Annotated in this window: 23 protein-coding genes; 15 read left to right on the top strand and 8 right to left on the bottom strand. The window is 60.7% G+C overall.

Annotated features, from left to right (window positions below):
• Positions 1-2 precede the first annotated feature (2 nt).
• From AC3WTM_RS04455 to gap, 5 genes are all read right to left on the bottom strand, one after another.
• On the bottom strand, positions 3-2570 hold the full coding sequence (locus AC3WTM_RS04455; RefSeq protein ID WP_102670335.1) for a TonB-dependent receptor: 2568 nt from the start codon (positions 2568-2570) through the stop codon (positions 3-5).
• Positions 2571-2692: 122 nt separating this feature from the next.
• Positions 2693-3658: a FecR family protein gene (locus tag AC3WTM_RS04460; RefSeq protein WP_102670334.1), complete on the bottom strand. Its 966-nt coding sequence runs from the start codon at positions 3656-3658 to the stop codon at positions 2693-2695.
• Between the two features lie 120 nt (positions 3659-3778).
• On the bottom strand, positions 3779-4297 hold the full coding sequence (locus tag AC3WTM_RS04465) for an RNA polymerase sigma factor (RefSeq protein ID WP_102670333.1): 519 nt from the start codon (positions 4295-4297) through the stop codon (positions 3779-3781).
• Between the two features lie 77 nt (positions 4298-4374).
• The gene (locus tag AC3WTM_RS04470; RefSeq protein ID WP_102670332.1) at positions 4375-4839 is read right to left on the bottom strand and encodes a methylglyoxal synthase; all 465 of its coding nucleotides are present in this window, start codon (positions 4837-4839) and stop codon (positions 4375-4377) included.
• 136 nt (positions 4840-4975) lie between these two features.
• Positions 4976-5977 carry a type I glyceraldehyde-3-phosphate dehydrogenase gene (gene gap / locus AC3WTM_RS04475; RefSeq protein WP_007974423.1) on the bottom strand — a complete coding sequence of 334 codons (1002 nt, stop codon included), beginning with the start codon at positions 5975-5977 and terminating at the stop codon, positions 4976-4978.
• A 220-nt stretch (positions 5978-6197) separates the two neighbouring features.
• On the opposite strand from gap, the gene edd reads away from it, so the two are divergent.
• The 11 genes from edd (at position 6198) to AC3WTM_RS04530 (ending at position 19883) form a co-directional block, all read left to right on the top strand.
• On the top strand, positions 6198-8024 hold the full coding sequence (gene edd / locus AC3WTM_RS04480; protein WP_102670331.1) for a phosphogluconate dehydratase: 1827 nt from the start codon (positions 6198-6200) through the stop codon (positions 8022-8024).
• Entirely contained in the window at positions 8021-8980 is a 960-nt protein-coding gene (locus AC3WTM_RS04485; RefSeq protein ID WP_102670330.1) for a glucokinase, read from the top strand. The genes edd and AC3WTM_RS04485 overlap by 4 nt, the downstream gene beginning before the upstream one ends.
• A 188-nt stretch (positions 8981-9168) precedes the next feature.
• Positions 9169-9900: a response regulator gene (locus AC3WTM_RS04490; protein ID WP_008050538.1), complete on the top strand. Its 732-nt coding sequence runs from the start codon at positions 9169-9171 to the stop codon at positions 9898-9900.
• 31 nt (positions 9901-9931) lie between these two features.
• A complete protein-coding gene (locus AC3WTM_RS04495) occupies positions 9932-11359 on the top strand; it encodes an ATP-binding protein (protein ID WP_198530255.1) in 1428 nt (475 codons plus the stop codon).
• A gap of 216 nt (positions 11360-11575) precedes the next feature.
• Positions 11576-12835, top strand: coding sequence for a D-mannose isomerase (locus AC3WTM_RS04500; protein WP_102670329.1), 1260 nt, complete (start codon positions 11576-11578; stop codon positions 12833-12835).
• A 117-nt stretch (positions 12836-12952) separates the two neighbouring features.
• Positions 12953-14251: an ABC transporter substrate-binding protein gene (locus tag AC3WTM_RS04505; protein ID WP_102670328.1), complete on the top strand. Its 1299-nt coding sequence runs from the start codon at positions 12953-12955 to the stop codon at positions 14249-14251.
• A gap of 201 nt (positions 14252-14452) precedes the next feature.
• Complete coding sequence (locus AC3WTM_RS04510; RefSeq protein WP_102670327.1) at positions 14453-15361, top strand: carbohydrate ABC transporter permease; 909 nt, start codon at positions 14453-14455, stop codon at positions 15359-15361.
• Positions 15354-16199: a carbohydrate ABC transporter permease gene (locus tag AC3WTM_RS04515; RefSeq protein ID WP_007974434.1), complete on the top strand. Its 846-nt coding sequence runs from the start codon at positions 15354-15356 to the stop codon at positions 16197-16199. Before AC3WTM_RS04510 ends, AC3WTM_RS04515 begins: the two co-directional genes overlap by 8 nt.
• Positions 16200-16202: 3 nt before the next feature.
• The gene (locus AC3WTM_RS04520; RefSeq protein WP_102670326.1) at positions 16203-17363 is read left to right on the top strand and encodes an ABC transporter ATP-binding protein; all 1161 of its coding nucleotides are present in this window, start codon (positions 16203-16205) and stop codon (positions 17361-17363) included.
• Between the two features lie 205 nt (positions 17364-17568).
• Complete coding sequence (locus AC3WTM_RS04525; protein ID WP_102670325.1) at positions 17569-18915, top strand: carbohydrate porin; 1347 nt, start codon at positions 17569-17571, stop codon at positions 18913-18915.
• A gap of 113 nt (positions 18916-19028) precedes the next feature.
• Positions 19029-19883 carry a D-hexose-6-phosphate mutarotase gene (locus AC3WTM_RS04530; protein ID WP_102670324.1) on the top strand — a complete coding sequence of 285 codons (855 nt, stop codon included), beginning with the start codon at positions 19029-19031 and terminating at the stop codon, positions 19881-19883.
• 141 nt (positions 19884-20024) lie between these two features.
• Here AC3WTM_RS04530 and AC3WTM_RS04535 read toward each other — a convergent pair whose 3' ends face one another.
• Complete coding sequence (locus AC3WTM_RS04535) at positions 20025-20885, bottom strand: MurR/RpiR family transcriptional regulator (RefSeq protein ID WP_170948639.1); 861 nt, start codon at positions 20883-20885, stop codon at positions 20025-20027.
• A gap of 226 nt (positions 20886-21111) precedes the next feature.
• On the opposite strand from AC3WTM_RS04535, the gene zwf reads away from it, so the two are divergent.
• The 4 genes from zwf (at position 21112) to AC3WTM_RS04555 (ending at position 24965) form a co-directional block, all read left to right on the top strand.
• Entirely contained in the window at positions 21112-22581 is a 1470-nt protein-coding gene (gene zwf / locus AC3WTM_RS04540; RefSeq protein WP_057713554.1) for a glucose-6-phosphate dehydrogenase, read from the top strand.
• Complete coding sequence (gene pgl, locus AC3WTM_RS04545; RefSeq protein WP_102670323.1) at positions 22568-23281, top strand: 6-phosphogluconolactonase; 714 nt, start codon at positions 22568-22570, stop codon at positions 23279-23281. The genes zwf and pgl overlap by 14 nt, the downstream gene beginning before the upstream one ends.
• A gap of 17 nt (positions 23282-23298) precedes the next feature.
• Positions 23299-23964 carry a bifunctional 4-hydroxy-2-oxoglutarate aldolase/2-dehydro-3-deoxy-phosphogluconate aldolase gene (locus AC3WTM_RS04550; RefSeq protein ID WP_008050561.1) on the top strand — a complete coding sequence of 222 codons (666 nt, stop codon included), beginning with the start codon at positions 23299-23301 and terminating at the stop codon, positions 23962-23964.
• A 275-nt stretch (positions 23965-24239) separates the two neighbouring features.
• Positions 24240-24965, top strand: a complete 726-nt coding sequence (locus AC3WTM_RS04555) for an intradiol ring-cleavage dioxygenase (protein WP_102670322.1) — start codon at positions 24240-24242, stop codon at positions 24963-24965.
• Positions 24966-24967: 2 nt separating this feature from the next.
• Here the strand turns inward: AC3WTM_RS04555 and AC3WTM_RS04560 are convergent, their stop codons facing one another.
• Positions 24968-26149 (bottom strand): aminotransferase class V-fold PLP-dependent enzyme, encoded by a 1182-nt coding sequence (locus AC3WTM_RS04560; RefSeq protein ID WP_102670321.1) that lies wholly within the window; start codon positions 26147-26149, stop codon positions 24968-24970.
• A gap of 19 nt (positions 26150-26168) precedes the next feature.
• A complete protein-coding gene (locus AC3WTM_RS04565; RefSeq protein WP_003227425.1) occupies positions 26169-26405 on the bottom strand; it encodes a DUF3820 family protein in 237 nt (78 codons plus the stop codon).
• Positions 26406-26473: the final 68 nt, after the last annotated feature.

Here is a 26473-nt window from a genome sequence, read left to right on the forward strand (position 1 = left end):
GATCAGATATCCCAGATCAGGTTGACCGCAAAGTTGCGACCCGGCTGGGTCAGACGGTCGAGGTTGGCCGGTTGGGTCACCGAGGCTTCGCCGACGCTGTCGTAGCCGCGCACGTCATCCCACAGCCAGTACTTCTTGTCGGTGAGGTTGTAGACGCCGCCGCTGACGGTCACGTCGTCGGTCACCTTGTAGAACGCGCTCAGGTCCAGAATGCCGAAGCCGGGCGTCTTGAACTGGGTGCTGGTGCCGTCCGGGGTCTTGAAACTGGTGCTGTCGACGCGGTCTTTCTTTTTCACCAGCGTCCAGCTGAGCAAGCCGCCGTAGGTGTCCTGGTCGTAGCCGAGGCCAAATACGCCGGTCAGCGGGTTGACGCTGTTGAGCGGCTCGCCGTTGTCGTCGTTGCGACCGTAGGCATAGGCCACCGAGCCCTGGGTGTAGAGGCCTTGCGGCGCGCCGAAGGCGTCGAGATTCAGGCGTCCCTTGACCTCGGCACCCTTGATAGTGGCGTGCTTGATGTTGTTGCTCTGGAACGTGGTCTCTGTGTAGCCCGGAGTGATGGCGTTCTCGTTAATGAAGTCGCGGTATTTGTTGTAGAACACCGCCACGTCAAACGAGCCCTGCTCGAAGTTGCCGCGCAAACCCGTCTCGTAGCTTTTGCTTTTTTCCGGTTCGAGGTCAGGATTAGGCGCTACTCGATAGCCGCCGGCGATGTTTTCGAAACGACCGTACAACGCCTTGGCGGTGGGGGTGCGGAAGCCTTCAGCGTATTTGCCATACCAGGTGTAATGGTCGTTGAAGCTGTAGGTAGTGCCAAAATTCGGCGACAGGCGATGCCAGGTTTTGGTCTCGTCGCTCACCGTACCGTTACCGCTCTGGTCGGCGGTAGCCAGGAACTCTTCGGTGATGTGCGGCTTGAGCTCGGTGTAGTCGTAGCGAGCACCTGGCGCAAAGGTCCAGTTGCCCCAGCTGATCAGATCCTGGGCGAACAGGCTGTAGCTGTTGACGGTCGGGTCCGGGAAGTCACTGGCGGGTGTCAGCGTGTCGGTGGCGCTAGGGGCGCCAATCACACGGCAGGATCCGGCCACGGTCAGGCAGGTGCCGGTACCGGTACGCAGGCCGGTGATTTTGTCCTGCTTGATGGTGGTGCCATAGGTGACGAGGTGGTCGGTGTCGGCGATGGCAAACGACTTGTCAGCCTGGGCATCGAATACCCATTGGCGGTCCTTGTAGGTGGTATCGCGGTTACGCAGCACGGTTCGTGACGGCGGCGCGTAGATTTCCTCGGTGCTCTGGTCGGTCTTGGCGATCTGGTAGTTCAGCGTCCACTTGATGTTGTCGGCCAGGGCGCTGTCCAGACCGAAGCGGTGTTCCAGGCCAAAGCGTTCGCGGGTGATCGTGTCGTTACCGGTACGGGACTTGTAGTAGCCGAAACCGCGTCCGGCATTGAACGGGCCGCCCACTGCGCTCAATTGATTGGTGTCGCGGTCGTCCTTGTAATGCTCGTAGGTCAGGCCCAGGCGCGCGTCGTCGGCATAATTCCAGCCCAGTTTTGCCAGCACGCTGGTGGTGCGCGCGTCCTGGGGGTTGGCTTCAGTGCGGTTCAGGCCAGTGCCGCCGGTTTCGCCATAGGACTCTGTTTCATGACCGTTGCGTTGACTGAGATGCAACAGGCCATCGAACTCGCCGGTGCGGCCGGCGACGGTGCCGGACGTCAACCAGCTGTCGTCGGCGGAGCTGTAGCCGGTTTTCAGGCGCGCGCCGACATCCTTGCCCGGCTTGATGATGTCGTCCGGGTCCAGCGTGTAGTAGCTGACGGCACCGCCAATGGCATTGCTGCCGTACAAAACAGAGGCCGGGCCCCGGAGGATCTCCACACGCTTGACGATTTCCGGGTCGACATAGTTGCGGTTGGTCTGGGCATAGGGGCCGTTGAAGAAGCCGTCGGGTACCTGCACGCCATCGACCTGGGTCAGCACGCGGTCGCCATCGATGCCGCGAATGTTGTAGCCGGTGATACCGGCCCGCTGGCCTGCGCCGCCTACCGAAACACCGGGTTCGTAGCGCACCAGCTCCTTGATGGTATTGACGTTGTTGCGGTCCAGATCTTCGCGGGTATAGACAGAGACCGTGCTCGGCACGCTATTCACAGACTGTTCGTTACGGGTGGCGCTGATGGTCACCTGATCGAGATTCAGGGCACTGCTACCGCTGCGCTTTTCCAGAACGATGCTGTTGTTACCCAGTTTGCGATAGCTCAGGTTGGTCCCCACCAACAGGCGATCCAGCGCTTTCTCTGGTGACAGGGAGCCGCGCACTCCCGGCGAGGCCACACCTTGTGCCAGCTCCGACGACACACCGATCTGCCAGCCCGTTACGGTGGTAAAGGCATTGAGTGCCGACACCAGTGATTGCTGGGGAATGGCGAACGAGTAGTCGCCCATTTTGCGGCTCGACTGCTCGGTGGCGGTGGCGGCCATGAGCGGTGCGGTACCGGCCATCAGGATGGCGGCGGTCAGCAGCGACAGCACGCGGGAAGGTGTAGGGGCTTGGCGGGTAAGGCGAGGGGACATCGATAGCGCTCCGTGTCGCACGAATCTTTATAGGTGCTGATTGGCATGGTGAGATGCGAATCAATTGCATTGGCTATAACGAGACGTACGGGGTTTGGCTATCGAGTAAAAATAATTCTCATTCAGTTCAGGATGACCAGCGCCGGGAATTCCTGGAGCCGGGCCGAGGTGATGTGGGCCAGGGAGCGAACCACGTCCAGCGGCTGATCGAGACGGTAGTTGCCGGTCACGGTGACATCGGCCAACTGGTCGTTATTGTTGATGATCCAGCCCGGGTAATAGCGGCGAAGTTCTGCCAGTACCTGGTTCAACGGGCAGTTTTCGAACACCAGCCGTCCCTGGACCCACGCAAGGTCGGTGGCGGCATCCAGCTTGGCCGGGCGGTCGAAGCCGTTGGGACCGATGCGAATGCTTTCCCCGGCGGACAAGCGTACCCGCGCGTCATCCCGGGTGGCGCGCAAGTCGACGTCGCCGCGCTGTACCTGCACCTGCGCCACACCGTCGAGGTAACGCACGGCAAATGCGGTATCGCGAACGCTGGCCGTGACCGGTCCAGCGTCGATTTCCAGTGGCTGACTGCGATTGGCCTGCACTTCGAAAAACGCTTCGCCCTGATACAGGCGGGCAACACGTTGCTGGTCGTTGATGGTGCTTGAGAACGCCGAATTGGTATTGAGCAGAACCCTGGAACCGTCCTCCAGTTGCAGGCGTTGGCGTTCGCCGACCACAGTCAGGTGATCGGCCTGCAGGCGCATCGGCAAACTGCTGAAACTGAACAGTCCGAGCAGCAGCACGGCGGCGGTGGCCAGTGGTTTCCAGTGCGGGCGCAGACGGGCGAGGACAGTGATTTTAGCCGGACGGGCGGCCAGGCTTTGCGCGCATTGCGCCACTTGCGGGCCGTCCCAGATCGCCTGGGCCTTGGCGAACGCCTGGGCATTCAACGGATCGGCGTCGAGCCATGCATGGAACTGGCGGCTCTGCTCCTCGTCGGGACTGCCGAGCACGATCAGCCAGTCCAGGGCCTGGTCCATCGCGCTTGCGGGGTCCTGCGCCGATGAAGGCTCGGGGGAGCGGTGGTTGTCCGTCACGGTGTTTCCTCGGCAGTGTCTGTGCACGGCTGTTTTTTTAGTGAAGCGTAAAAGTGGGCCAAGGGTAGCAAAGCCCAATGATCAGCGCAGTCGGTCCAGGTAAGCGCAGGGGCTTGGCGCTCAGTTGGCGTTCAAGCGATCGGCAACCCCGATGCAGATCGACATGATCAATTTGAGTTCTTTCTGCACGGTACTGAGGGATACGTTCAGCTCTTCGGCGATTTCCTGGTAGCTGTGCCCGTGCAGGCGACTGAGGATGAAAATCCGCTGTTGGCGGGCGCTGAGTTCACTGAGGCTCACGTTCAGGCGCTCCAGCAATTGTTCGGCATGGGCGGCGTCTTCGGCGCTGCTGGCGGGGGCGGCGACGCTGTGCATCACCTCCTGCGGCACGTCGTCGACCATGGTGCGCGAATGGATGCGCCGCGCGCGCAAATGGTCCAGCGCCAGGTTGCGCGCCGTCTGGAAGACAAAAGGCTCAAGATGATCGATGGCCCGTTCGCTCAATGCCCGGGTCACCCGCAGGTAGGTTTCCTGCAAGAGGTCTTCAGCGGTGCTGTGATTGTTGACCATCCGCTCCAGCGTGCGCAGCAGGGAGGTGCGCTGGGTGAGGAAAACGTGGTTGAAGCGCGACTGACTCACGGGAGAACCTGATCCATTTGGAGCAAATGATAATGCTTCTCATCAGCTCTGGCGGTCAAGGACTGATTTATCAAGGATTAAGCACGACCTTGCAAATAGCTCGCGTAGTCGGGGATTCGATGGGGGTGCGCCTGATCCATCAGAGGGCTGCTGAGCAGGTAGTCGGCGCTGCATTCGTTGCACGCCACCGGGATGTTCCACACTGCAGCGACCCGCAGCAACGCCTTGATATCCGGGTCGTGGGGCTGTGGCTCGAACGGGTCCCAGAAAAACACCAGCATGTCGACCCGCTGCTCGGCGATTTGCGCACCGAGCTGCTGGTCGCCGCCCAGTGGCCCACTGATCATGCTTTGCACCGGCAGATCGAGGCGTTGTTGCAGCAACAACCCCGTGGTGCCGGTGGCGACCAGATCATGTCGGGCCAGTCTGTCTTTTTTTCGTTCGGCCCAGTCCAGCAAGAACATCTTGCAGTGGTCATGGGCAACCAGGGCGATACGCTTGCGCGCCGCCAGGGTCTTTTGCGTAAAGCTGATGCCGATCATCGATGCTGGCTCCAGAAATGACACGCACCCTGTAGGAGCGAGCCTGCTCGCGATGGACTGTAGAGCACCGCGGGGCATCAGGTTCCCCGCGTTATCGTTAACGACCATCGCGAGCAAGAAGGAAGGGACGTGCTGCTTATTCGGCGTTGCACAGCGCCAGGCAGTTATCGAGCATGCGGTTGGAGAAGCCCCACTCGTTGTCATACCACGCCAGTACCTTGAGCAATTTGCCGCTGGATTTGGTGTGGTTGGCGTCGAAGATCGACGACAGCGGATTGTGGTTGAAGTCGCTGGAGACCAGCGGCAGGGTGTTGTAGCCAAGGATCTTCGAGTGCTGGCTGGCTTCTTTCATCAGCGCATTGACCTCATCGGCCGACGCTTCGCGCTTGAGCTGTACCGTCAGGTCCACCAGAGACACATTGATGACCGGTACGCGCACCGACATGCCGGTCAATTTGCCGGCCAGTTCCGGCAGCACCAGGCCCACCGCTTCAGCAGCACCGGTCTTGCTCGGGATCATGTTCTGGGTCGCCGAACGGGCGCGGTACGGGTCGACGTGATAGACGTCGGTCAGGTGCTGGTCATTGGTATAGGCGTGAATGGTGGTCATCAGACCGCTTTCGATGCCCAGTTCGCGGTGCAGCACCTGGGCCACCGGGGCCAGGCAGTTGGTGGTGCACGACGCGTTGGAAATGATCTGGTGCGATTGGCGCAGAATGTCGTGGTTCACCCCGTAGACGACGGTGGCGTCGGCGCCTTTGGCCGGTGCCGAGATAATGACTTTGCGCGCGCCCGCCGTAATATGCGCGGCGGCTTTGGCCCGGTCGGTGAACAAACCGGTGCATTCGAACACCACATCAATTTTTTCCGCGGCCCAGGGCAGGTCGGCCGGGTTGCGGATGGCGCTGACCGAAATGCGGTCGCCGTTGACCGTCAGGCTCTCCTGGTCGTGCTGGACATCGGCATCGAATGTGCCGTGAACGGTGTCGTACTTGAGCAGATGAGCATTGATCGCGCTGTCGCCCAGGTCGTTGATGGCAACGATCTGTAGATCCTGACGGTAGCCCTGGGTATAGAGTGCGCGCAGGACATTACGGCCGATGCGGCCAAAACCATTGATTGCGATTCGAAGAGTCATAGTGCGGCACTACCGTCGTTTTGTTGTTGGAATTACAAGATTATTCGTAAAAAAATAGAAAACAAGCCTTTTTGATGGCAATATTTTGTTCGATCTACAACGAGTGACCTGAATCAACTGGTCCGAATGGTCAAATAAACCGTCTGTCATCCCATCGACACCGGCCTCTGATCAGCATAGACAATCAGGTCGCCACATCCGTTAGCCTGGAGTTCTACACATGCATCCCCGCGTCCTTGAGGTCACTGAACGGCTTATCGCCCGCAGCCGCGCCACGCGCGAGGCCTACCTTGCATTGATCCGCGGTGCGGCCAGCGACGGTCCGATGCGCGGCAAGCTGCAATGCGCCAACTTCGCCCATGGCGTGGCCGGTTGCGGCAGCGACGACAAGCACAGCCTGCGGATGATGAACTCCGCGAACATCGCGATAGTTTCGTCATACAACGACATGCTCTCGGCACACCAGCCGTACGAAGTCTTCCCCGAACTGATCAAGAAAGCCCTGCGCGAAATCGGCTCCGTCGGCCAGTTCGCCGGTGGTACCCCGGCCATGTGTGATGGCGTGACCCAGGGCGAGCCGGGCATGGAGCTGAGCCTGCCGAGCCGCGAAGTGATCGCGTTGTCCACCGCCGTGGCGCTGTCCCACAACATGTTCGACGGCGCACTGCTGCTCGGCATCTGCGACAAGATCGTGCCGGGCCTGATGATGGGCGCGCTACGCTTCGGCCATCTGCCGATGATCTTCGTGCCGGGCGGGCCGATGGTGTCGGGCATTTCCAACAAGCAGAAAGCCGATGTGCGCCAGAAGTACGCCGAAGGCAAGGCGACTCGCGAAGAGCTGCTGGAATCGGAAATGAAGTCCTACCACAGCCCTGGCACCTGCACCTTCTACGGCACCGCCAACACCAACCAGTTGCTGATGGAAGTCATGGGCCTGCATCTGCCGGGCGCGTCCTTCGTCAACCCGAACACGCCGTTGCGCGATGCCTTGACCCGCGAAGCCGCGCACCAGGTCACGCGCCTGACCAAGCAGAACGGTGACTTCATGCCGATCGGCGAAATCGTCGACGAGCGTTCGCTGGTCAACTCGATTGTCGCGTTGCATGCCACGGGCGGCTCGACCAACCACACCCTGCACATGCCGGCCATCGCCATGGCGGCGGGCATTCAATTGACCTGGCAGGACATGGCCGACCTCTCCGAAGTCGTGCCGACCCTGAGCCACGTCTACCCGAACGGCAAAGCCGACATCAACCACTTCCAGGCCGCGGGCGGCATGTCGTTCCTGATTCGTGAACTGCTGGAAGCCGGGCTGCTCCACGAAAACGTCAACACCGTGATGGGTCACGGCCTGAGCCGCTACACCCAGGAGCCGTTCCTCGACAATGGCCAACTGGTCTGGCGTGAAGGCGTGACCGACAGCCTGGATGAAAGCATCCTGCGCCCGGTCGCCCGCGCGTTCTCGCAGGAGGGTGGCCTGCGGGTGATGGAAGGCAACCTCGGTCGCGGTGTGATGAAAGTCTCGGCCGTGGCCGTGGAAAACCAGATCGTCGAAGCGCCGGCCATGGTGTTCCAGGATCAGCAGGACTTGGCCGACGCATTCAAGGCCGGTTTGCTGGAGAAGGATTTTGTCGCGGTGATGCGCTTCCAGGGCCCGCGCTCCAATGGCATGCCAGAGCTGCACAAGATGACGCCGTTCCTCGGCGTGTTGCAGGATCGTGGCTTCAAAGTCGCGTTGGTGACCGACGGGCGCATGTCCGGCGCGTCGGGGAAAATCCCGGCGGCCATCCATGTCAGCCCCGAAGCTTATGTCGGCGGCGCTTTGGCGCGGGTACAAGAGGGCGATATCATCCGCGTCGATGGCGTCAAAGGCACCCTGGAGCTTAAGGTGGACGCCGAAGAATTCGCAGCGCGCACGCCGGCCAAGGGCCTGTTGGGCAACAACATCGGCACCGGTCGCGAGCTGTTCGGTTTCATGCGCATGGCCTTCAGCTCGGCGGAGCAGGGCGCCAGCGCCTTCACTTCTGCCCTGGAGACGCTTAATTGAAACTGGCTTTGGTCGGTGACATCGGTGGGACCAACGCACGTTTCGCGTTGTGGAAAAACCAGCAGCTGGAATCGGTCCAGGTGCTGGCAACGGCAGATTTCCCCAGCCCGGAAGAAGCTATCAGCCTGTACCTCAATGGTCTGGGGCTGGCGCCGGGTTCGATCGGTTCGGTGTGCCTGTCGGTGGCGGGCCCGGTGAGTGGCGACGAGTTCAAGTTCACCAATAATCACTGGCGCCTGAGCCGCAAGGGCTTTTGCCAGACCTTGCAGGTGGATCAGCTGTTGCTGGTCAACGACTTCTCGGCCATGGCCCTGGGCATGACCCGTTTGCAGCCCGGCGAATTCCGCGTGGTCTGCGAAGGTACACCGGAGCCGTTGCGCCCGGCAGTGGTGATTGGCCCGGGCACAGGCCTGGGCGTCGGCACCTTGCTCGATTTGGGTGCGGGCCGTTTTACCGCGTTGCCGGGGGAGGGCGGTCACGTCGATCTGCCATTGAGCAGCCCGCGTGAAACCCAACTCTGGCAGCACATCTTCAACGAAATTGGCCATGTCAGTGCGGAAACAGCCTTGAGCGGCGGCGGCTTGCCGCGCGTCTACCGGGCGATCTGCGCGGTGGACGGGCACACGCCTGTGCTCGACACACCGGAAGCCATCACCGCTGCCGGGCTGGCGGGCGACCCGATTGCCGTGGAAGTGCTTGAACAGTTCTGCTGCTGGCTCGGTCGCGTGGCCGGCAATAACGTGCTGACCATCGGTGGACGCGGTGGCGTGTACATCGTGGGCGGGGTGATTCCGCGCTTTGCCGATTTCTTCCTCGAAAGCGGTTTCGCCCGCTGCTTCGCCGACAAGGGTTGCATGAGCGATTACTTCAAGGGGATTCCGGTGTGGCTGGTGACGGCGCCGTATTCCGGTTTGGTGGGGGCTGGGGTGGCGCTGGAACAATCCATTCCAGTCTGAATGCAATCAATCACTGTAGGAGCGAGCTTGCTCGCGATGGACTTCAGGGCGCCGCGTGTGTCCAGAAACCACGCGTCATCGTTGACCTCCATCGCGAGCAAGCTCGCTCCTACAGTTTTTCTGTGGTGTTTGTAAGTTGAGTGCTTAAGGCATAATCCGCCCAATTCCAACAACAAGGACGCCTTCCCGTGAGCTCAGTCAACAAGTCGATTTTGTTGGTCGATGACGATCAAGAGATACGCGAGTTGCTGGATACCTACCTGACCCGCGCCGGTTTCCAGGTACGTACCACGCCCGACGGTGCTGGCTTTCGCCAGGCGCTGAACGAGGCGCCGAGTGATCTGGTGATCCTTGATGTGATGCTGCCCGACGAAGACGGCTTCAGCCTGTGCCGCTGGATTCGCCAGCATCCGCGCCAGGCGCAGGTGCCGATCATCATGCTTACCGCCAGTTCCGACGAAGCCGATCGCGTCATCGGCCTGGAACTGGGCGCCGACGATTACCTGGGCAAGCCGTTCAGCCCACGGGAGTTGCAGGCACGGATCAAGGCGTTGCTGCGCCGCGCGCAGTTCGGTCAGGAGCGCAGTGGCGGTGAGGTTCTGGCCTTCGATGACTGGCGGCTGGACATGGTCAGCCATCGGCTGTTTCACATCGACGGCGAAGAGGTGATTCTCTCGGGCGCCGATTTCGCGCTGCTGAAACTGTTCCTCGATCATCCACAGGAAATCCTCGACCGCGACACCATCGGCAACGCCACCCGCGGCCGTGAACTGATGCCCCTGGATCGCATCGTCGACATGGCGGTCAGCCGGTTGCGCCAGCGCCTGCGTGACACGGAAAAACCGCCACGGCTGATCCGCACCGTGCGTGGCAGCGGCTACCAACTGGCGGCCAACGTGGTTGCCAGCAATGGTCACTGAGGCTTTGCGCAAGCTCGCCGCCAAGGTGCCGATGCCGCGTTCGCTGCTCGGGCGGATGTTGCTGTTGACCCTGCTGGCGGTGTTGTTCGCCCAGGCATTGTCGAGTGTGATCTGGGTGTCGCAACTGCGCGCCACGCAGCTCGAGGGCCTGGTCACCAGTGCCCGCAGCCTGGCCCATTCAATGACCGCCAGCGTCAGTTATTTCCGTTCGTTACCGGTGGCGTTTCGACCCTTGGTGCTCGACCAGTTGCGCAGCATGGGGGGCACCCGGTTCGTAGTGACGCTCAACGACAAACCCCTGGGCATGGAAGTTCTGCCCATCACCCCGCGCAAAGAGGCGGTGCTCAAGGCGGTTGACGAAGTGCTGCGTCAGTCCCTCGGCCAGGACACGGACATCTCGGTGACTTTCGTCAGCCCGGAAGACCTGCGCATCTTCAATGGCGGCCTGAAGCTCGATGAATTGCCACGTTCCTGGGCGCACTACGCGCTGACCCTGGAGCCGGTGAACCCGCCAGTGCTGGTCACGCAGATCCAGATGGCACCGGGCGAATGGCTGTACATCGCTTCGCTGTTGCCCGAGCCCTACACCAGTCTTGAAGAGCAGGGCCTGCCGGCGCAGCAGGTGTGGTTCATCGTCCTGACCAGTAGCTTTTTGCTGTTGTTCATCGGCCTGCTGGTGCACTGGCAGAGTCGTCCGCTCAAGCGCCTGGCGCGAGCGGCACGGGACCTGTCGTTGGGGGCCGACGTGGAACCGGTGGCCGAGGGCGGTGGCAGCGAAGTGGTCGAGGTCGGACGCGCCTTCAACACCATGCGCGAGCGCATCAGCCGTTACCTGACCGAACGCAGCCAGTTGTTCAGCGCCATTTCCCACGACCTGCGCACGCCGATCACCCGCCTGCGCCTGCGGGTTGAATTGCTCGAAGACGAAACACTGCAAGCCAAGTTCGGGCGCGATCTGGACGAGCTGGAGTTGCTGGTCAAGGGCGCATTGCAATGCGTGAAAGACACCGACATCCACGAGAACATCGAGCCGGTGGATCTCAACCATGTGCTCGACTGTCTGGTGGAGCCTTATCTCGCGCCGAACGGCAACGGCCGCGTGACTCAGCAGGGGCGGGCGCTGGCGGCGTACCCGGGCAAACCGCTGGCGCTCAAGCGCTGCATCGGTAACCTGATCGACAATGCGCTGAAGTACGGACAGAACGCGCACCTGCACATCGATGACGATGAAAGCGCGTTCATCCTGCATGTCGATGATGAAGGGCCGGGCGTGCCGGAGCAGCGACTGGAGCAGGTGTTCGAACCGCACTTCCGCCTGGCCGGGCAGCAGCAGGGTTACGGCTTGGGGCTAGGGATTGCCCGCAACATTGCCCATAGCCATGGTGGTGAGGTGAGTTTGCAGAACTTGCGTGAGGGTGGGTTGCGGGTAACGTTGCAGTTGCCCCGCAGCGTTGACTAGTCAAACCGCGTTATCGTTCTTCGCGAGCAAGCCCGCTCCCACAGGATCACCTAAATCTTTGTGGGAGCGGGCTTGCCCGCGATGGCGTCAGCTCATTCACCATATTCCTTTGGCGAATGTCACAGTTCGGTGACATAACCCACCCCCTTCGTTACAAGCCCGCCTTCGTCCGTTGTTTATGCTGCCCAGCAGTCATAACAACAAAAAAGGTACGCCATGGACACCTTCCAACCAGCCTTCAGCAGTTGGCTGAACGCACCTGCCCACCAGCAATGGCTCGCCACCGAAGGCTTGCGCCTGCTGGCCTTCGCCAAGGCTTCGAAACTGCCTGAAGGCTTCGGCAACCTCGACGAAAAAGGCCGTCTCCCGCCTGATGCGCAAGCCCAGACCATGAACACCGCGCGCATGATCCACAGCTTCGCTATGGCCCACATTCAGGGTTTACCGGGCTTTGCCGAACTGGTGGATCACGGAGTTGCCGCACTGCGCGGGCCGTTGCGCGACACGCTGCATGGCGGCTGGTTTGCGACTGCCGAACATCGCGACGGCAATACCGGCAAGAACGCCTATCTGCATGCCTTCGTCGCGCTAGCCGCCAGTTCTGCGGTGGTCGCGCAGCGCCCCGGTGCGCAAGCCTTGCTCGATGATGCCATCGATATCATCGACACTTATTTCTGGAGCGAAGAAGAAGGCGCGATGCGCGAGTCTTTCAATCGCGACTGGAGCGAAGAGGAGGCGTACCGGGGCGCCAACAGCAATATGCACGCCACCGAAGCTTTCCTCGCCCTGGCCGATGTCACCGATGACAACCGCTGGCTGAGCCGCGCCCAACGGATTGTCGAGCGCGTAATTCATGGCCACTCCGCCGCCAACGATTACCTGGTGATCGAGCACTTCGACCGCGCCTGGCAACCACTGCGGGACTACAACCGCGACAATCCGGCCGATGGCTTCCGCCCCTACGGCACCACCCCGGGCCATGGTTTCGAGTGGGCGCGGTTGTTGCTGCACCTCGAAGCTTCGCGGGTGAGGGCAGGGATGCTCACGCCGGGTTGGCTGGTCACTGACGCGCAAAAACTGTTCGAGCACAATTGCCTCCATGGCTGGGATGTCGATGGCGCGCCGGGCATTGTCTACACCCTGGACTGGGCCAACAAAGCGGTGGTCCGCCATCGCCTGCACTGGACCCATTGTGAAGCCAGTGCAGCCGCCAGTGCGCTGCTCAAACGCACCGGTGAAGCGCAATACGAACACTGGTACCGACTGTTCTGGGAATTCTGTGACAGTCATTTCATCGACCGCGATGGCGGCAGCTGGCATCACGAACTCGACCCGCAAAACCGCCCGAGTGCCGATATCTGGCCCGGCAAGCCTGATCTTTACCACGCCTGGCAAGCCGTGCTGATTCCGCGCCTGGCGCTGGCGCCGAGCATGGCCACGGCGCTGGCACAGTTGTCCCAGAGCGGTTCTATGTAACCATGCGGTGACATTCGCGCATCCCTTCGTTACCTGCGAGGGGATATCTCCTGTTTAGAATCTTATGCAGCGCAAGCAACAGACTTGCATGTATAACAACAAGAAAGGTGCTCCTAGATGAATGCGATTTCTCGCCTCGCTACTGTCATTTCTCTCGCTTCCCTGTCTGCGCTCCCCCTCAGTGTCCTGGCCGCCGAATCCAAAGGTTCCGTTGAAGTCGTTCACTGGTGGACTTCCGGTGGTGAAAAAGCAGCGGTCGATGTCCTGAAGGCTCAAGTCGAAAAAGACGGCTTCACCTGGAAGGATGGCGCAGTCGCCGGTGGTGGCGGTTCCACGGCCATGACCGTACTCAAGAGTCGCGCCGTAGCCGGCAACCCTCCGGGCGTTGCCCAGATCAAAGGCCCGGACATCCAGGAGTGGGGCAGCACTGGCCTGCTCAGCACCGACGCGTTGAAGGACGTTTCCAAGGCGGAAAACTGGGATGGCCTGCTGTCGAAGAAAGTCTCCGACACCGTGAAGTACGAAGGTGACTACGTCGCCGTGCCGGTGAACATCCACCGCGTCAACTGGCTGTGGATCAACCCTGAAGTGTTCAAGAAAGCCGGGATCGAAAAAGCCCCGACGACCCTCGAAGAATTCTATGCCGCCGGCGACAAGCTCAAGGCCGCCGGCTTCATTGCGCTCGCCCACGGCGGTCAGCCTTGGCAGGACAGCACCGTGTTCGAAGACGTGGTGCTCTCGGTCATGGGCGCTGACGGTTACAAGAAAGCCCTGGTCGACCTGGACCAGAAAACCCTGTCCGGCCCGGAGATGACCAAGTCGTTCGCCGAGTTGAAAAAAATCACTGGCTACATGGACCCGAACCGCGCCGGTCGTGACTGGAACATCGCCGCCGCCGACGTCATCAATGGCAAGGCCGGCATGCAGATGATGGGCGACTGGGCGAAAAGCGAGTGGACCGCCGCGAAGAAAATCGCCGGCAAGGACTACCAGTGCGTAGCGTTCCCGGGCACCGAAAAAGCCTTCACCTACAACATCGACTCAATGGCGGTGTTCAAGCTCAAGGCCGATCGCAAGGGCGACATCGCTGCCCAGCAAGACCTGGCCAAGGTCGCGTTGGGTACCGACTTCCAGAAAGTCTTCAGCATGAACAAGGGTTCGATCCCGGTGCGTAACGACATGCTGAACGAAATGGACAAGCTCGGCTTCGACGAGTGTGCCCAGAAGTCGGCCAAGGACTTCATCGCGGACGACAAGAGCGGCGGCCTGCAACCGAGCATGGCGCACAACATGGCCACTTCCCTGGCCGTGCAGGGCGCGATCTTCGACGTGGTCACCAACTTCATGAACGACAAGAACGCAGACCCGGCCAAGGCCAGCGCCCAACTGGCTTCTGCTGTCAAAGCGGCCCAGTAATTCGCAATCGCCGCAGGAGAGTCCTGCGGCAAACCCCAGAGAGAGCTCCGCCCCATTGTAGGAGCGAGCTTGCTCGCGATGGATCACCAGACACCGTGCCAATCCAGACAGGCCCCGGTGTTCTTGATTCCATCGCGAGTCAGCTCGCTCCTGCAGGGGGGAACTCTGTCCGGATTTCACTTCTCCACCAGGATTATCCCGATGAGCTCTGTGGCGGTTTTCAGCAAAGCCTCACCGTTCGATGCGCTGCAACGCTGGCTACCCAAGTTGGTACTCGCGCCGAGTATGCTGATCGTGTTGGTTGGCTTCTACGGTTACATCATCTGGACGTTCATTCTGTCCTTCACCAACTCCAGCTTCATGCCGAGCTACAAGTGGGTCGGCCTGCAGCAATACATGCGCCTGATGGACAACGACCGCTGGTGGGTCGCGAGCAAGAACCTCGCGGTGTTCGGCGGCATGTTCATCGGCACCAGCCTGGTGCTGGGCGTATTCCTCGCCGTGCTGCTGGACCAGCGCATTCGCAAGGAAGGCTTCATCCGCACCGTCTACCTGTATCCGATGGCGCTGTCGATGATCGTCACCGGTACGGCGTGGAAATGGCTGCTCAACCCAGGGCTTGGCCTGGACAAGATGCTGCGTGACTGGGGCTGGGAAGGCTTCCGTCTCGACTGGCTGGTGGATCAGGATCGCGTGGTCTACTGCCTGGTGATCGCCGCCGTGTGGCAGGCCTCCGGGTTTGTCATGGCGATGTTCCTCGCCGGCCTGCGCGGTGTCGATCAATCGATCATCCGTGCCGCGCAAGTCGACGGGGCGAGCTTGCCGACAATCTACCTGAAGATCGTCCTGCCGAGCCTGCGCCCGGTGTTCTTCAGCGCCTTCATGATCCTCGCGCACATCGCGATCAAGAGCTTCGACCTGGTCGCGGCGATGACTGCGGGTGGTCCGGGTTACTCCTCCGACCTGCCGGCGATGTTCATGTATTCCTTCACCTTCAGCCGTGGCCAGATGGGCATCGGTTCGGCCAGCGCCATGCTGATGCTCGGCGCCGTGCTGACCATCCTCGTGCCTTACCTGTACTCCGAGCTGCGAGGCAAACGCCATGACTAATCAACTCGGAAAATCGGGTATCAGTTTCAGCCGCATCGCGATCTACGCAACTCTGTTGCTGGCGGCAGCGGTGTACTTGATCCCGTTGGTGGTAATGCTGCTGACCAGTTTCAAATCCCCGGAAGACATCCGTACCGGCAACCTGTTGAGCTGGCCGACCGTGATCGACGGCATTGGCTGGATCAAGGCCTGGGACGTGGTCGGCGGCTACTTCTGGAACTCGGTGAAGATCACCGTGCCGGCGGTACTGATCTCCACGTTCATTGGTGCCATGAACGGCTACGTGCTGTCGATGTGGCGCTTCCGTGGTTCGCAACTGTTCTTCGGTCTGCTGCTGTTCGGCTGCTTCCTGCCGTTCCAGACCGTGCTGCTGCCAGCCTCGTTCACCCTCGGCAAGTTCGGCCTGGCCAACACCACCACTGGCCTGGTGCTGGTGCACGTGGTCTACGGCCTGGCGTTCACCACGCTGTTCTTCCGCAACTACTACGTGAGCATTCCGGATGCGCTGGTCAAGGCCGCACGGCTTGATGGCGCGGGCTTCTTCACGATCTTCCTGAAGATCCTGCTGCCGATGTCGATCCCGATCGTGATGGTCTGCCTGATCTGGCAGTTCACCCAGATCTGGAACGACTTCCTGTTCGGCGTGGTGTTCGCCAGTGGCGACGCCCAGCCAATTACCGTGGCCCTGAATAACCTGGTCAACACCAGCACCGGGGCCAAGGAATACAACGTTGACATGGCCGCCGCGATGATCGCCGGGCTGCCGACACTGCTGGTCTACATATTCGCTGGCAAGTATTTCCTGCGCGGGCTGACGTCCGGCGCGGTCAAGGGGTAGAACATGGCAACTCTCGAATTACGCAACGTCAACAAGACCTACGGCCCCGGTTTGCCGGACACCCTGAAGAACATCGAACTGAAAATCGATGACGGTGAGTTCCTGATCCTGGTCGGCCCGTCGGGCTGCGGCAAGTCGACCTTGATGAACTGTATCGCGGGCCTGGAAACCATCAGCGGTGGCGCGATCCTGGTGGACGACGCCGACATCAGCGGCATGAGCCCCAAGGATCGCGACATCGCCATGGTGTTCCAGTCCTACGCGCTGTACCCGACCATGAGCGTGCGCGACAACATCGCCTTCGGCCTGAAAATTCGCAAAATGCCGACCGCGGAAATCGACGAAGAAGTCGCTCGGGTTTCCAAGCTGTTGCAGATCGAACACCTGCTCAGCCGCAAGCCCGGCCAACTCTCCGGCGGCCAGCAACAGCGCGTGGCGATGGGCCGTGCCCTGGCGCGGCGGCCGAAGATTTATCTGTTCGACGAACCGCTGTCCAACCTCGACGCCAAGCTGCGGGTCGAGATGCGCACCGAAATGAAACTGATGCACCAACGCCTGAAAACCACCACGGTCTACGTGACCCACGACCAGATCGAAGCCATGACTCTGGGCGACAAAGTGGCGGTGATGAAGGACGGAATCATCCAGCAGTTCGGTACGCCGAAGGACATCTACAACAACCCGGCCAACCTGTTCGTGGCGAGCTTCATCGGTTCGCCGCCGATGAACTTCATCCCGCTGCGCTTGCAGCGCAAGGACGGTCGTCTGCTGGCGTTGCTCGACAGTGGCCAGGCCCGTTGCGAATTGCCGTTGGGCATGCAGGACGCCGGTCTTGAAGACCGCGAAGTGATCCTCGGCATCCGCCCTGAGCAGATCATTCTGGCCAACGGCGAAGCAAACGGGTTGCCGACCATTCGCGCCGAAGTCCAGGTCACCGAACCGACCGGGCCCGACACCCTGGTCTTCGTCAATCTCAACGACACCAAGGTCTGCTGCCGCTTGGCGCCGGACGTGGCGCCGGCGGTGGGCGAGACCCTGACCCTGCAGTTCGATCCGGCGAAAGTGCTGCTGTTCGATGCCAAGACCGGGGAGCGGCTGGGGGTTGCCGGCGTGCCGAAAGCCGAGGTGCATGCTGACAACGTGGCCCAATTCAAAGGTCGCTGAAGAACAAGACTGTAGGAGCGAGCCTGCTCGCGATGGACGTCAACGATGACACTGGAAACCTGACACCCCGCGGTGTTCTCAAGTTTCTTGCGAGCAAGCTCGCTCCTACAGAGGGGGATTGGCAATGCGCGGCCTGTCGCGCGTTGCACCGGATGTAACCGCGTTAAAGAAGAAAAGTTAATAACAATAAAACGAGGATGTAGGGATGAAAATGAAGAACAAGGCCCGGTTGATCTGCCAGGTTTCAGCAGCGGCAGCACTGGTTCTGGCCGGCAATGCGATGGCCGATGAAGCGTTCAGCTCCGACTCCAAATGGATGACGGGCGATTGGGGTGGCGAGCGAACCAAGCTGATTGAGCAGGGCATCGACATCAAGATGGATTATGTCGGTGAAGTCGGCGCTAACCTGCATGGCGGCTTCAACGATGACAAGACCGCGCGCTACGCCGACCAGTTTGGTCTGGGCGCTGCGCTGGACTTGGAGAAGCTGTTTGGCTGGGATAACACCCAGGCCAAGATCCAGCTCACCAACCGTAACGGTGAGAACATCTCCAACGACCGTATCGGCGATCCGCGTGCGGGCACCTTGAGTTCATCCCAGGAAGTCTATGGTCGCGGCCACATGGTCCGTCTGACCCAGCTGTGGATTCAGCATCAGTTCTTCGACAACAAACTGGACGTAAAAGCCGGTTACTTCGGTGAAGGCGAAGACTTCAACACCTTCCCGTGCGAATTCCAGAACCTGGCGTTCTGCGGATCCCAGGTCGGTAACTGGGCCACCAACATCTGGTACAACTGGCCGGTCAGCCAGGCGGCGATCCGCGTGAAGTACAACATCAATGACGAGCTCTACGCTCAGATCGGTGCGTACAATCAGAACCCGTCGCAACTGGAGCACGGCAACGGCTTCAAACTCAGCGGTAGCGGTACCGAAGGCACCGTCCTGCCGGTTGAGCTGGTCTGGTCGCCGAAGGTCAACAACCTGCCGGGCGAATACCGTGTCGGTTACTACAAAAGTACAGCCAATGCCGACGACGTTATCGAAGACGACAACGGCCAGGACGCAGCGACCAGCGGCAACCCCTATCGCGTCCATGATAGCAAGCACGGCTACTGGTTCGTCGCGCAACAGCAACTGACCAGCCACAATGGCGATGCTTCCCGTGGTCTGAACATCGCGGCCAACGCCACGTTCCACGACAAGGACACCAACTTCATCGACAACTACCAGTCGCTGATGTTCGTGTACAAGGGCCCGTTCGACGCGCGTCCGAAGGATGACGTGGGCATCGGTTTCGCCCGTATCCATGTCAACGATGACGTGAAGAAAAACGCCGAGCTGACCAACGCAGCCAACGGTGTTCCGGAATACGAAAATCCGCTGTTCTCGCCGATTCGTGAAACCGAATACAACTACGAGATCAACTACGGCTTCCACGTGACCAACTGGCTGACCGTACGTCCCAACCTGCAATACGTCACTCATCCGGGTGGTGTGGATGAAGTCGACAACGCGTTGGTGGCTGGCCTGAAAATTCAGTCGGTGTTCTAACGCGTCTGCGATAAGCTTCTCTCCATGTGCGCATATTTGCGGACAGCCATGGCTGTCCGCTTTTTTTTGCGGGCCGCGCACCCCGGTGACAGTTGATTTCAGGACCGTGGCACATGCTTGAGCATCCGCTACAACGCTTCTTCAAATCCTTGCGCGAGCGTCCGGTGTTCGCGTGGGAGCGCTATCAGACGCGCGATGTGCTGGTGATCGATCATCCGCTGTGTCAGGCGGTGTTCAGTCGTCAGGGCGCGCAGTTGTTGCACTTCCAGCCCAAGGGCCAGAAACCCTGGCTGTGGTGCGCGGCAAAGTGGCCGCAGGTCGGCGCCATTCGCGGCGGCGTGCCGGTGTGTTGGCCGTGGTATGGCCGGCATCCGAGCGAAAACGCCTGGCCGTCCCATGGCTGGGCGCGGTTGCTCGACTGGAAGCTGCTCGACAGCGACAGTCACGACGATGGCGTGCGATTGCACTGGCAACTGAAGTTGTGCGACTGGCAGGTGGATCTGCACGCGCACCTGGGTGAGCGCATGGAACTGCGCCTGAGCACCGAGCATCAGGACGACATGCCGTGCCAGTTGAGCCAGGCTTTGCACGCTTACTGGCGTATTGGCGATGTCAGTGAGATAGCGCTGTCTGGGCTCGAAGGCGCGCAGGGTTACGATCAGTTGAGCCGACAGGTTTGTCAGCAGGAAGGCGAGTTACGCGTTGATGGCGGGTGTCAGCGGGTGTTCCAGCACGACGGCGAATTGCAGTTGAACGACCATGCCTGGCAGCGGGCGTTGTGCATTGATACCGGGGATACGGCAGACACGGTGGTGTGGCATCCCGGTTCACGCCCGTTGCTCGGCGTGACCTGGAACGAGATATCCGAGTTCGTTTGTGTAGAGGCCGCTAGCGGCGGCACCGACAGCCTGTGCCTGAAACCTGGGGAGCGGGCGCATTTGAGTTTGCAGGCGCGGGTGGGGGCTTGATTCTGCGGTGTTGCTGCTGGCCCCTTCGCGAGCAAGCCCGCTCCCACATTCGACCACATTCCAACTGAAGGAATCTGGTCACCTGTGGGAGCGGGCTTGCTCGCGAAGGCGTCCTTTCAAGCAGTAAAGATTCAGGATCGGTCAGTTGAACTCATCTCCCACCGGATACCGGCTGGCATTCAGGCTCTCCTTGATCTTGCGCAAATGCGGCTGGAAGTCCACGCCACGGCGCAAGGTCATGCCGGTGGCGAGTACATCCAGCACGGTCAGCTGGATGATCCGCGACGTCATTGGCATGTAGATGTCGGTGTCTTCCGGCAGCGGAATGTTCAGGCTCAGGGTGCTGGCCTTGGCCAGTGGCGAGTTCTCGGCGGTCAGGCCAAGCACCGAGGCGCCGTTTTCCCGGGCGATGCGCGCCACTTCCACCAGTTCGCGGGTGCGACCGGTGTAGGAAATGATCACGAACAGCTCGCCGGTATGGGCCACCGAGGCAATCATGCGCTGCATCAGCACATCCGCATGGGCCGTAACGGCGAGGTTGAAACGGAAGAACTTGTGCTGCGCATCCAGGGCCACCGGGGCCGAGGCGCCAAGGCCGAAGAAGTGGATCTGCCGGGCCTGGATCAGCAGGTCGACGGCGCGACTGATCAGGTTCGGGTCCAGGGCCTGGCAAGCACTGTCCAGGGACGCGATGGCGCTGCCGAAGATTTTCTGCGTGTAGGCCTCAGGGTTGTCATCGGCTTCCACGGCACGGCTGACATAGGCGGCGCCACTGGCCAGGCTCTGGGCCAGTTGCAGTTTGAGTTCGGGGTAGCCGCTGACACCGAACGAACGGCAGAAACGGTTGACCGTCGGCTCGCTGACCGAGGCGGCCTGGGCGAGGGCGGCGATGCTGAAGCGGGTGGCCTGCTGCGGGTTGAGCAGGATCACCTCGGCGACTTTGCGTTCGGCCTTGTTCAGCTCTTCAAGGCGATTCTGGATTTGCTCCAGTAAATTTCGCACGCGGTCCATATAAGTATCCTTTACACCTGCGCCAACAAGCGCGCGGCTAATGCAAAAAGGGCCTTTGGTGAGGCCCGTAACGGTGGCCTATCCTACTGATGGCTCCGACCGACCACCACTCGGAATCTGTATTTTGCGAAAATGTTGTGGTTATTACTACATTTTCCCTTGAGTGATGCCTTGAAAAAAGGTATTTGTAGCTTAACTTGATAAAAGAACAAACATCATGCTCTCGATTACGGTTGAACCGTGCACCTTTGCCTTGTTCGGCGCCCTTGGCGATCTGGCCTTGCGCAAGCTGTTTCCTGCCCTCTATCAACTCGACGGCGCCGGCCTGTTGCACGAGGATACGCGGATCATCGCGCTGGCCCGTGAGCCGGGCAGCGAGCAGGAACACCTGGCGTTCATCACCTCCGAGCTGCGCCGCTATGTCGGTGCCAAAGAGCTGGACGAAGCCGTGGTCGAGCGTTTTCTGGCGCGCCTGAACTACCTGCACGTCGACTTCCTCAACCCCGATGATTATGTGGCCCTGGCCGAATCCGCCGGCAGTTCGCAGCGGGTCATCGCCTACTTTGCGACCCCTGCCGCCGTGTATGGCGCGATTTGCGAGAACCTGGCCAAGGTCGGCCTGGCGCAAAACACCCGTGTGGTGCTGGAAAAACCCATCGGTTCGGATCTGGAATCCTCGCGCAAGGTCAACGACGCCGTGGCGCAGTTCTTCCCGGAGAACCGCACCTACCGCATCGACCACTATCTGGGTAAAGAGACCGTCCAGAACCTGATCGCCCTGCGTTTCGCCAACAGCCTGTTCGAAACCCAGTGGAACCAGAATTACATTTCCCACGTGGAAATCACTGTGGCCGAGAAGGTCGGTATCGAAGGCCGCTGGGGTTACTTCGACAAGGCCGGCCAGCTGCGGGACATGATCCAGAACCACCTGCTGCAACTGCTCTGCCTGATCGCCATGGACCCGCCGGCCGACCTGTCCGCCGACAGCATCCGCGACGAGAAGGTCAAAGTGCTCAAGGCCTTGGCGCCGATCAGCCCGGAAGGCCTGACCACTCAAGTGGTGCGCGGCCAGTACATCGCCGGCTACAGCGAAGGCAAGGCAGTACCGGGGTACCTGGAAGAACCCAATTCCAACACCCAGAGCGACACCGAAACCTTTGTCGCCCTGCGTGCCGACATCCGCAACTGGCGCTGGGCCGGCGTGCCGTTTTACCTGCGTACCGGCAAGCGCATGCCGCAGAAGCTGTCGCAGATCGTCATCCACTTCAAGGAACCGTCGCACTACATTTTCGCTCCCGAGCAGCGCCTGCAAATCAGCAATAAGCTGATTATCCGCCTGCAACCGGACGAAGGCATTTCCTTGCGTGTCATGACCAAAGATCAAGGCCTGGACAAGGGCATGCAGCTGCGCAGCGGTCCGTTGCAGCTGAATTTTTCCGACACCTGGAGCAGCGCACGGATTCCCGATGCCTACGAGCGGTTGTTGCTGGAAGTGATGCGCGGCAATCAGAACCTGTTTGTCCGTAAAGATGAAATCGAAGCCGCGTGGAAGTGGTGTGACCAGTTGATCGCCGGGTGGAAAAAATCCGGTGATGCGCCCAAGCCGTACGCGGCCGGGTCCTGGGGGCCGATGAGCTCCATTGCACTGATCACGCGGGACGGGAGGTCGTGGTATGGCGATATCTGATTTGAAACTGCCGCAGGGCGTCAGCGCCCATGCATACAAGAGCCCGGTGCTGCTGGCTGAAAGCCTGGCACTGAACGTGGCGAAACAACTGAGCGACGCGATCGACGCCCAGGGCACTGCGACCCTGGTGGTGTCCGGTGGCCGCAGCCCGGTGGCGTTTTTCCAGCACCTGGCCAAGCAGGCGCTGGACTGGTCGAGCGTGGTGATCAGCCTGGCCGACGAGCGCTGGGTGCCGGTCGAACACGCCGACAGCAACGCCGGCCTGATCAAGCGTTACCTGCTGCAAGGCCAAGCGGCCAAGGCGCAGTTCCTGAGCCTGTACAGCGCCAGTGCCAACCTGGAACAGGCGGCCGAGCAGGCCGACCGCTTGCTGTCGGAGTTGCCGGTGATCGACGTGCTGATCCTCGGCATGGGCGATGACGGCCACACCGCATCGCTGTTTCCCAACAGCCCGAACCTTGCCGAGGCATTACAGGTCGATGGCGTTCGTCGCTGCTGGCCGATGCTGGCGCCGACTGTGCCGCATCAGCGCCTGACCATGAGTCGCGCGCTGCTGGCTTCGGCCAAGCATAAAATTCTGTCGATCTCCGGTCAGTCCAAGCTGACCACCCTGAGTTTCGCGCTGGCCGGTGACGATGTCGCCGAAATGCCGGTGCGCGCGTTTCTGCAACCCACGTTAGAGATTTACTGGTGCCCATGAGCCAAGGAACAGCCGCTATGACAAACCCATCCCCGACCGTTTCCATGGCGGATAAAGTTGCCCTGATCGACAGTATTTGCGCAAAAGCGCGGATTCTGCCGGTGATCACCATTGCCCGCGAGCAGGACGTTCTGCCGTTGGCCGACGCCCTCGCGGCCGGTGGCCTGACGGCCCTGGAAGTGACCCTGCGTTCGCAATTCGGCCTCAAGGCCATCCAGATTCTGCGTGAGCAGCGTCCGGAGCTGGTGACCGGTGCCGGCACCGTGCTGGATCGCCACATGCTGGCGGCGGCGGAAGCGGCCGGCTCGCAATTCATCGTCACGCCGGGTATCACCCGCGACCTGCTGGAAGCCAGCGTCGCCAGCCCGATTCCACTGTTGCCAGGCATCAGCAATGCCTCGGGCATCATGGAAGGCTACGGCCTGGGTTATCGCCGCTTCAAGCTATTCCCGGCCGAAGTCAGCGGCGGCGTCGCGGCCATCAAGGCTCTGGGCGGCCCGTTCGGCGAAGTGAAATTCTGCCCGACCGGCGGCGTGGGACCTGCCAATATCAAGAGCTACATGGCATTGAAAAACGTCATGTGCGTGGGCGGTAGCTGGATGCTTGATCCGGAGTGGATCAAGAACGGCGACTGGGCCCGCATTCAGGAATGCACCGCCGAGGCTTTGGCGCTGCTGGACTGATCGCTTCACCCTACACCTCGTTGTGTGTTCTACGGCTTTACGGTGCGCTTGGTCGGTGCACCGTTTTTTTTTGCCTGAAGAAAGTTGTCGTACCCCTATGGGAGCGAGCTTGCTCGCGATAGCGGTGTGACAGATTGCATGGATGTTGACTGACACGACGCCATCTAGAGCAAGTTCACGCCCACAGGGACAAGGACATCATGCGATACATAGTTACCGCATAACGAAAATCGACCGGTGCTAGCCTGCGTTCATCTTATGGAAGAGAGAACGACATGGACGCTACCACCTCAACTGCACCCCCGGCACCGGTCTACCTGCTGTCTCCCGAGCAGATTGCCGGCCCGTATTTCCGCAACCCCAAACTGATCCGCAGAAATATCAGCGAAGGCGCCGAAGGCGTTCCGTTGGTGCTGCGGCTGACCATTGTCGATGCCATGACCGGCGAGCCGGTCCCTGATGCGCTGGTGGATATCTGGCACTGCAATGCCCGCGGTGCCTATTCGGGCTGGAGCAAGATCAACCCGGACGTCGAGGTCGATACCGGTGATATCGGCGCCGTCCCGCGCACTGATGACGATACCTATCTGCGCGGCGGGCAGTTCACCGACAAGTCGGGCATCGTGCGCTTCACCACGATCTATCCGGGTTTTTACGCCGGTCGCGCATTGCACATTCACGTCGCCGTGCGCATCACGGCCGGCAACAACTATCTGCAAGAACGGCATGTCGCCTGGGTCGGGCAGCTTTACCTGCCTGAGGTGGCCTCTCGTTCAGTACTCAGTAGCCGACCGTACAGCGGCCGAACCGTACCGGCACTGACCAACGCCCAGGACTATTTTTACTCAACCATGGGCGGTGAAAAATCGACCTTGAGTGTGCACACCCTGGGGCGGGATTCGGCTGAAGACGGCTACTTCGGGCAGATGACCATCGGCATCGACACCTTCGCCGTGTCGACACAGATCAAGCCCGAGGACTTTGACAAGTACACCGTCTGAGGTCAGCCCAGTTCGGTCAGCGCCCTGACCAGCACATCCATGTCGGCCGCGGTGGTGGTAAGCCCCGGTGTAATGCGGATGCACGGACCGCATGCCGCGCCACTGCGGGTCACGGTGAACAGGTTGTATTCATTGAGCAGGCGCTCGACCATGGTTTGCTGGTCGGCATGCCGGATAAAGCGCATCGAGGTGATGCCGCAATACAGGCGTGGGTCATCCGGGGTCAGGACTTCGACGCCCGGCAACTGCCGCGCCGCAGCGACCCAGCGGTTGCGCAGGTAATTGAGTCGCGCGCCCTTGGCCGCGGCACCGCCCATCGCCCAATGTTCTTCGAGCACCAGCGGCAGGGTCATCAGCGCAGGGATATTGGGGGTGCTGTACGGGGTACGGGCGCGAATGTCAGTGAGCGGAAAATGCATCTCGCCCATGTCCGGGTCGATGTCGGCCAGGCGTTCGGGCGCGATGTAGATAAAGCCAAGCGTCAGCGGTGCGCCGATCCACTTGTGCAGATTGAAGCCGGCGAAGGTGATACCGAGCTCGGTCAGGTCGAAATCAAACTGGCCGAGGGCATGGGCACCGTCGAGGATGACGTCAATGCCCTGTTCCTTCGCAGCGGCTGCAATCGCCTGCACCGGCATCACCAGACCCGTTCGATGGGTGACGTGGGTCAGGGCCATCAGCTTCAGACGCGGATAGCGCGCGAAGGCTTCCCGATAGGTATTGAGCAAGCTGTCGAAGGTTGCCGGGTGTGCGTGTTCGATCTCGATCACGTCGACACCGCGATTCCGCGCCAGCCAACGCATGGCGCCTTTGACGGTGTCGTATTCCAGATCGCAAACCAGTACCTGGTCGCCCGGCTGCAGCCGGTTGTAGTTGCGGATCAGTGACTGCAAACCTTCCGAGGCGTTACGGGTCAGGGCGATGCTGTCGGCGGGTACGCCAATCAACCTGGCCAGTTGCGCGCGGATCTTCAAGCTGTCGCCCTCTTCGAAGCGCTGGCGCACGTACACCGAATTGCTGCGGTTTATCAGTTCGATGTTGCGCTGGTATTCCTCGACCACCGTGCGCGACATGCGTCCGAAGTAACCGTTCTCCAGGTTGAGCGGGCCGGGTTCGACATCGTAGCGGTCGGCAAAGGTTCGCCAGAAGGCTTCATCACGGGCGCGGCGGGTGTTGTCGGGCATGGGGTACTCGGTAGGTGATTCAATGGCGCGGGGCCGGCTTGCCGTGTTTGGCGCGCAGCGGTTCGAGCAAGTCCGACAAACCGTTGTGATCGATCTCCTGCATCAGGGCCAGCAGGCCACCCAACTCGCCATGGGGGAAACCCTCCCGGGCGAACCAGTTCAGGTAAGGGCCGGGCAGGTCGGCAATGATTCGCCCCTTGTATTTGCCGAAGGGCATTTCACGGGTGATCAACAGTTCGAGCTTTTCAGGGTTCATCGATCGGTCGTCTTGATTCGGTCAGTCTGGAAAATACAGGCATTCTGCATGCAGGCCAAATGACAGAT

It is taken from the genome of Pseudomonas sp. EU05-FHT14B02 (assembly GCF_058791055.1).

Coding starts and splice junctions, on each gene's coding strand:
- edd (WP_102670331.1), top strand. CDS start 6,198: ATGCATCCCCGCGTCCTTGAGGTCACTGAACGGCTTATCGCCCGCAGC.
- AC3WTM_RS04510 (WP_102670327.1), top strand. CDS start 14,453: ATGAGCTCTGTGGCGGTTTTCAGCAAAGCCTCACCGTTCGATGCGCTG.
- AC3WTM_RS04560 (WP_102670321.1), bottom strand. CDS start 26,149: ATGCCCGACAACACCCGCCGCGCCCGTGATGAAGCCTTCTGGCGAACC.
- AC3WTM_RS04470 (WP_102670332.1), bottom strand. CDS start 4,839: ATGATCGGCATCAGCTTTACGCAAAAGACCCTGGCGGCGCGCAAGCGT.
- zwf (WP_057713554.1), top strand. CDS start 21,112: ATGCTCTCGATTACGGTTGAACCGTGCACCTTTGCCTTGTTCGGCGCC.
- AC3WTM_RS04530 (WP_102670324.1), top strand. CDS start 19,029: ATGCTTGAGCATCCGCTACAACGCTTCTTCAAATCCTTGCGCGAGCGT.
- gap (WP_007974423.1), bottom strand. CDS start 5,977: ATGACTCTTCGAATCGCAATCAATGGTTTTGGCCGCATCGGCCGTAAT.
- AC3WTM_RS04525 (WP_102670325.1), top strand. CDS start 17,569: ATGAAAATGAAGAACAAGGCCCGGTTGATCTGCCAGGTTTCAGCAGCG.
- AC3WTM_RS04515 (WP_007974434.1), top strand. CDS start 15,354: ATGACTAATCAACTCGGAAAATCGGGTATCAGTTTCAGCCGCATCGCG.
- AC3WTM_RS04565 (WP_003227425.1), bottom strand. CDS start 26,405: ATGAACCCTGAAAAGCTCGAACTGTTGATCACCCGTGAAATGCCCTTC.
- AC3WTM_RS04520 (WP_102670326.1), top strand. CDS start 16,203: ATGGCAACTCTCGAATTACGCAACGTCAACAAGACCTACGGCCCCGGT.
- AC3WTM_RS04505 (WP_102670328.1), top strand. CDS start 12,953: ATGAATGCGATTTCTCGCCTCGCTACTGTCATTTCTCTCGCTTCCCTG.
- pgl (WP_102670323.1), top strand. CDS start 22,568: ATGGCGATATCTGATTTGAAACTGCCGCAGGGCGTCAGCGCCCATGCA.
- AC3WTM_RS04500 (WP_102670329.1), top strand. CDS start 11,576: ATGGACACCTTCCAACCAGCCTTCAGCAGTTGGCTGAACGCACCTGCC.
- AC3WTM_RS04495 (WP_198530255.1), top strand. CDS start 9,932: ATGCCGCGTTCGCTGCTCGGGCGGATGTTGCTGTTGACCCTGCTGGCG.
- AC3WTM_RS04455 (WP_102670335.1), bottom strand. CDS start 2,570: ATGTCCCCTCGCCTTACCCGCCAAGCCCCTACACCTTCCCGCGTGCTG.
- AC3WTM_RS04550 (WP_008050561.1), top strand. CDS start 23,299: ATGACAAACCCATCCCCGACCGTTTCCATGGCGGATAAAGTTGCCCTG.
- AC3WTM_RS04555 (WP_102670322.1), top strand. CDS start 24,240: ATGGACGCTACCACCTCAACTGCACCCCCGGCACCGGTCTACCTGCTG.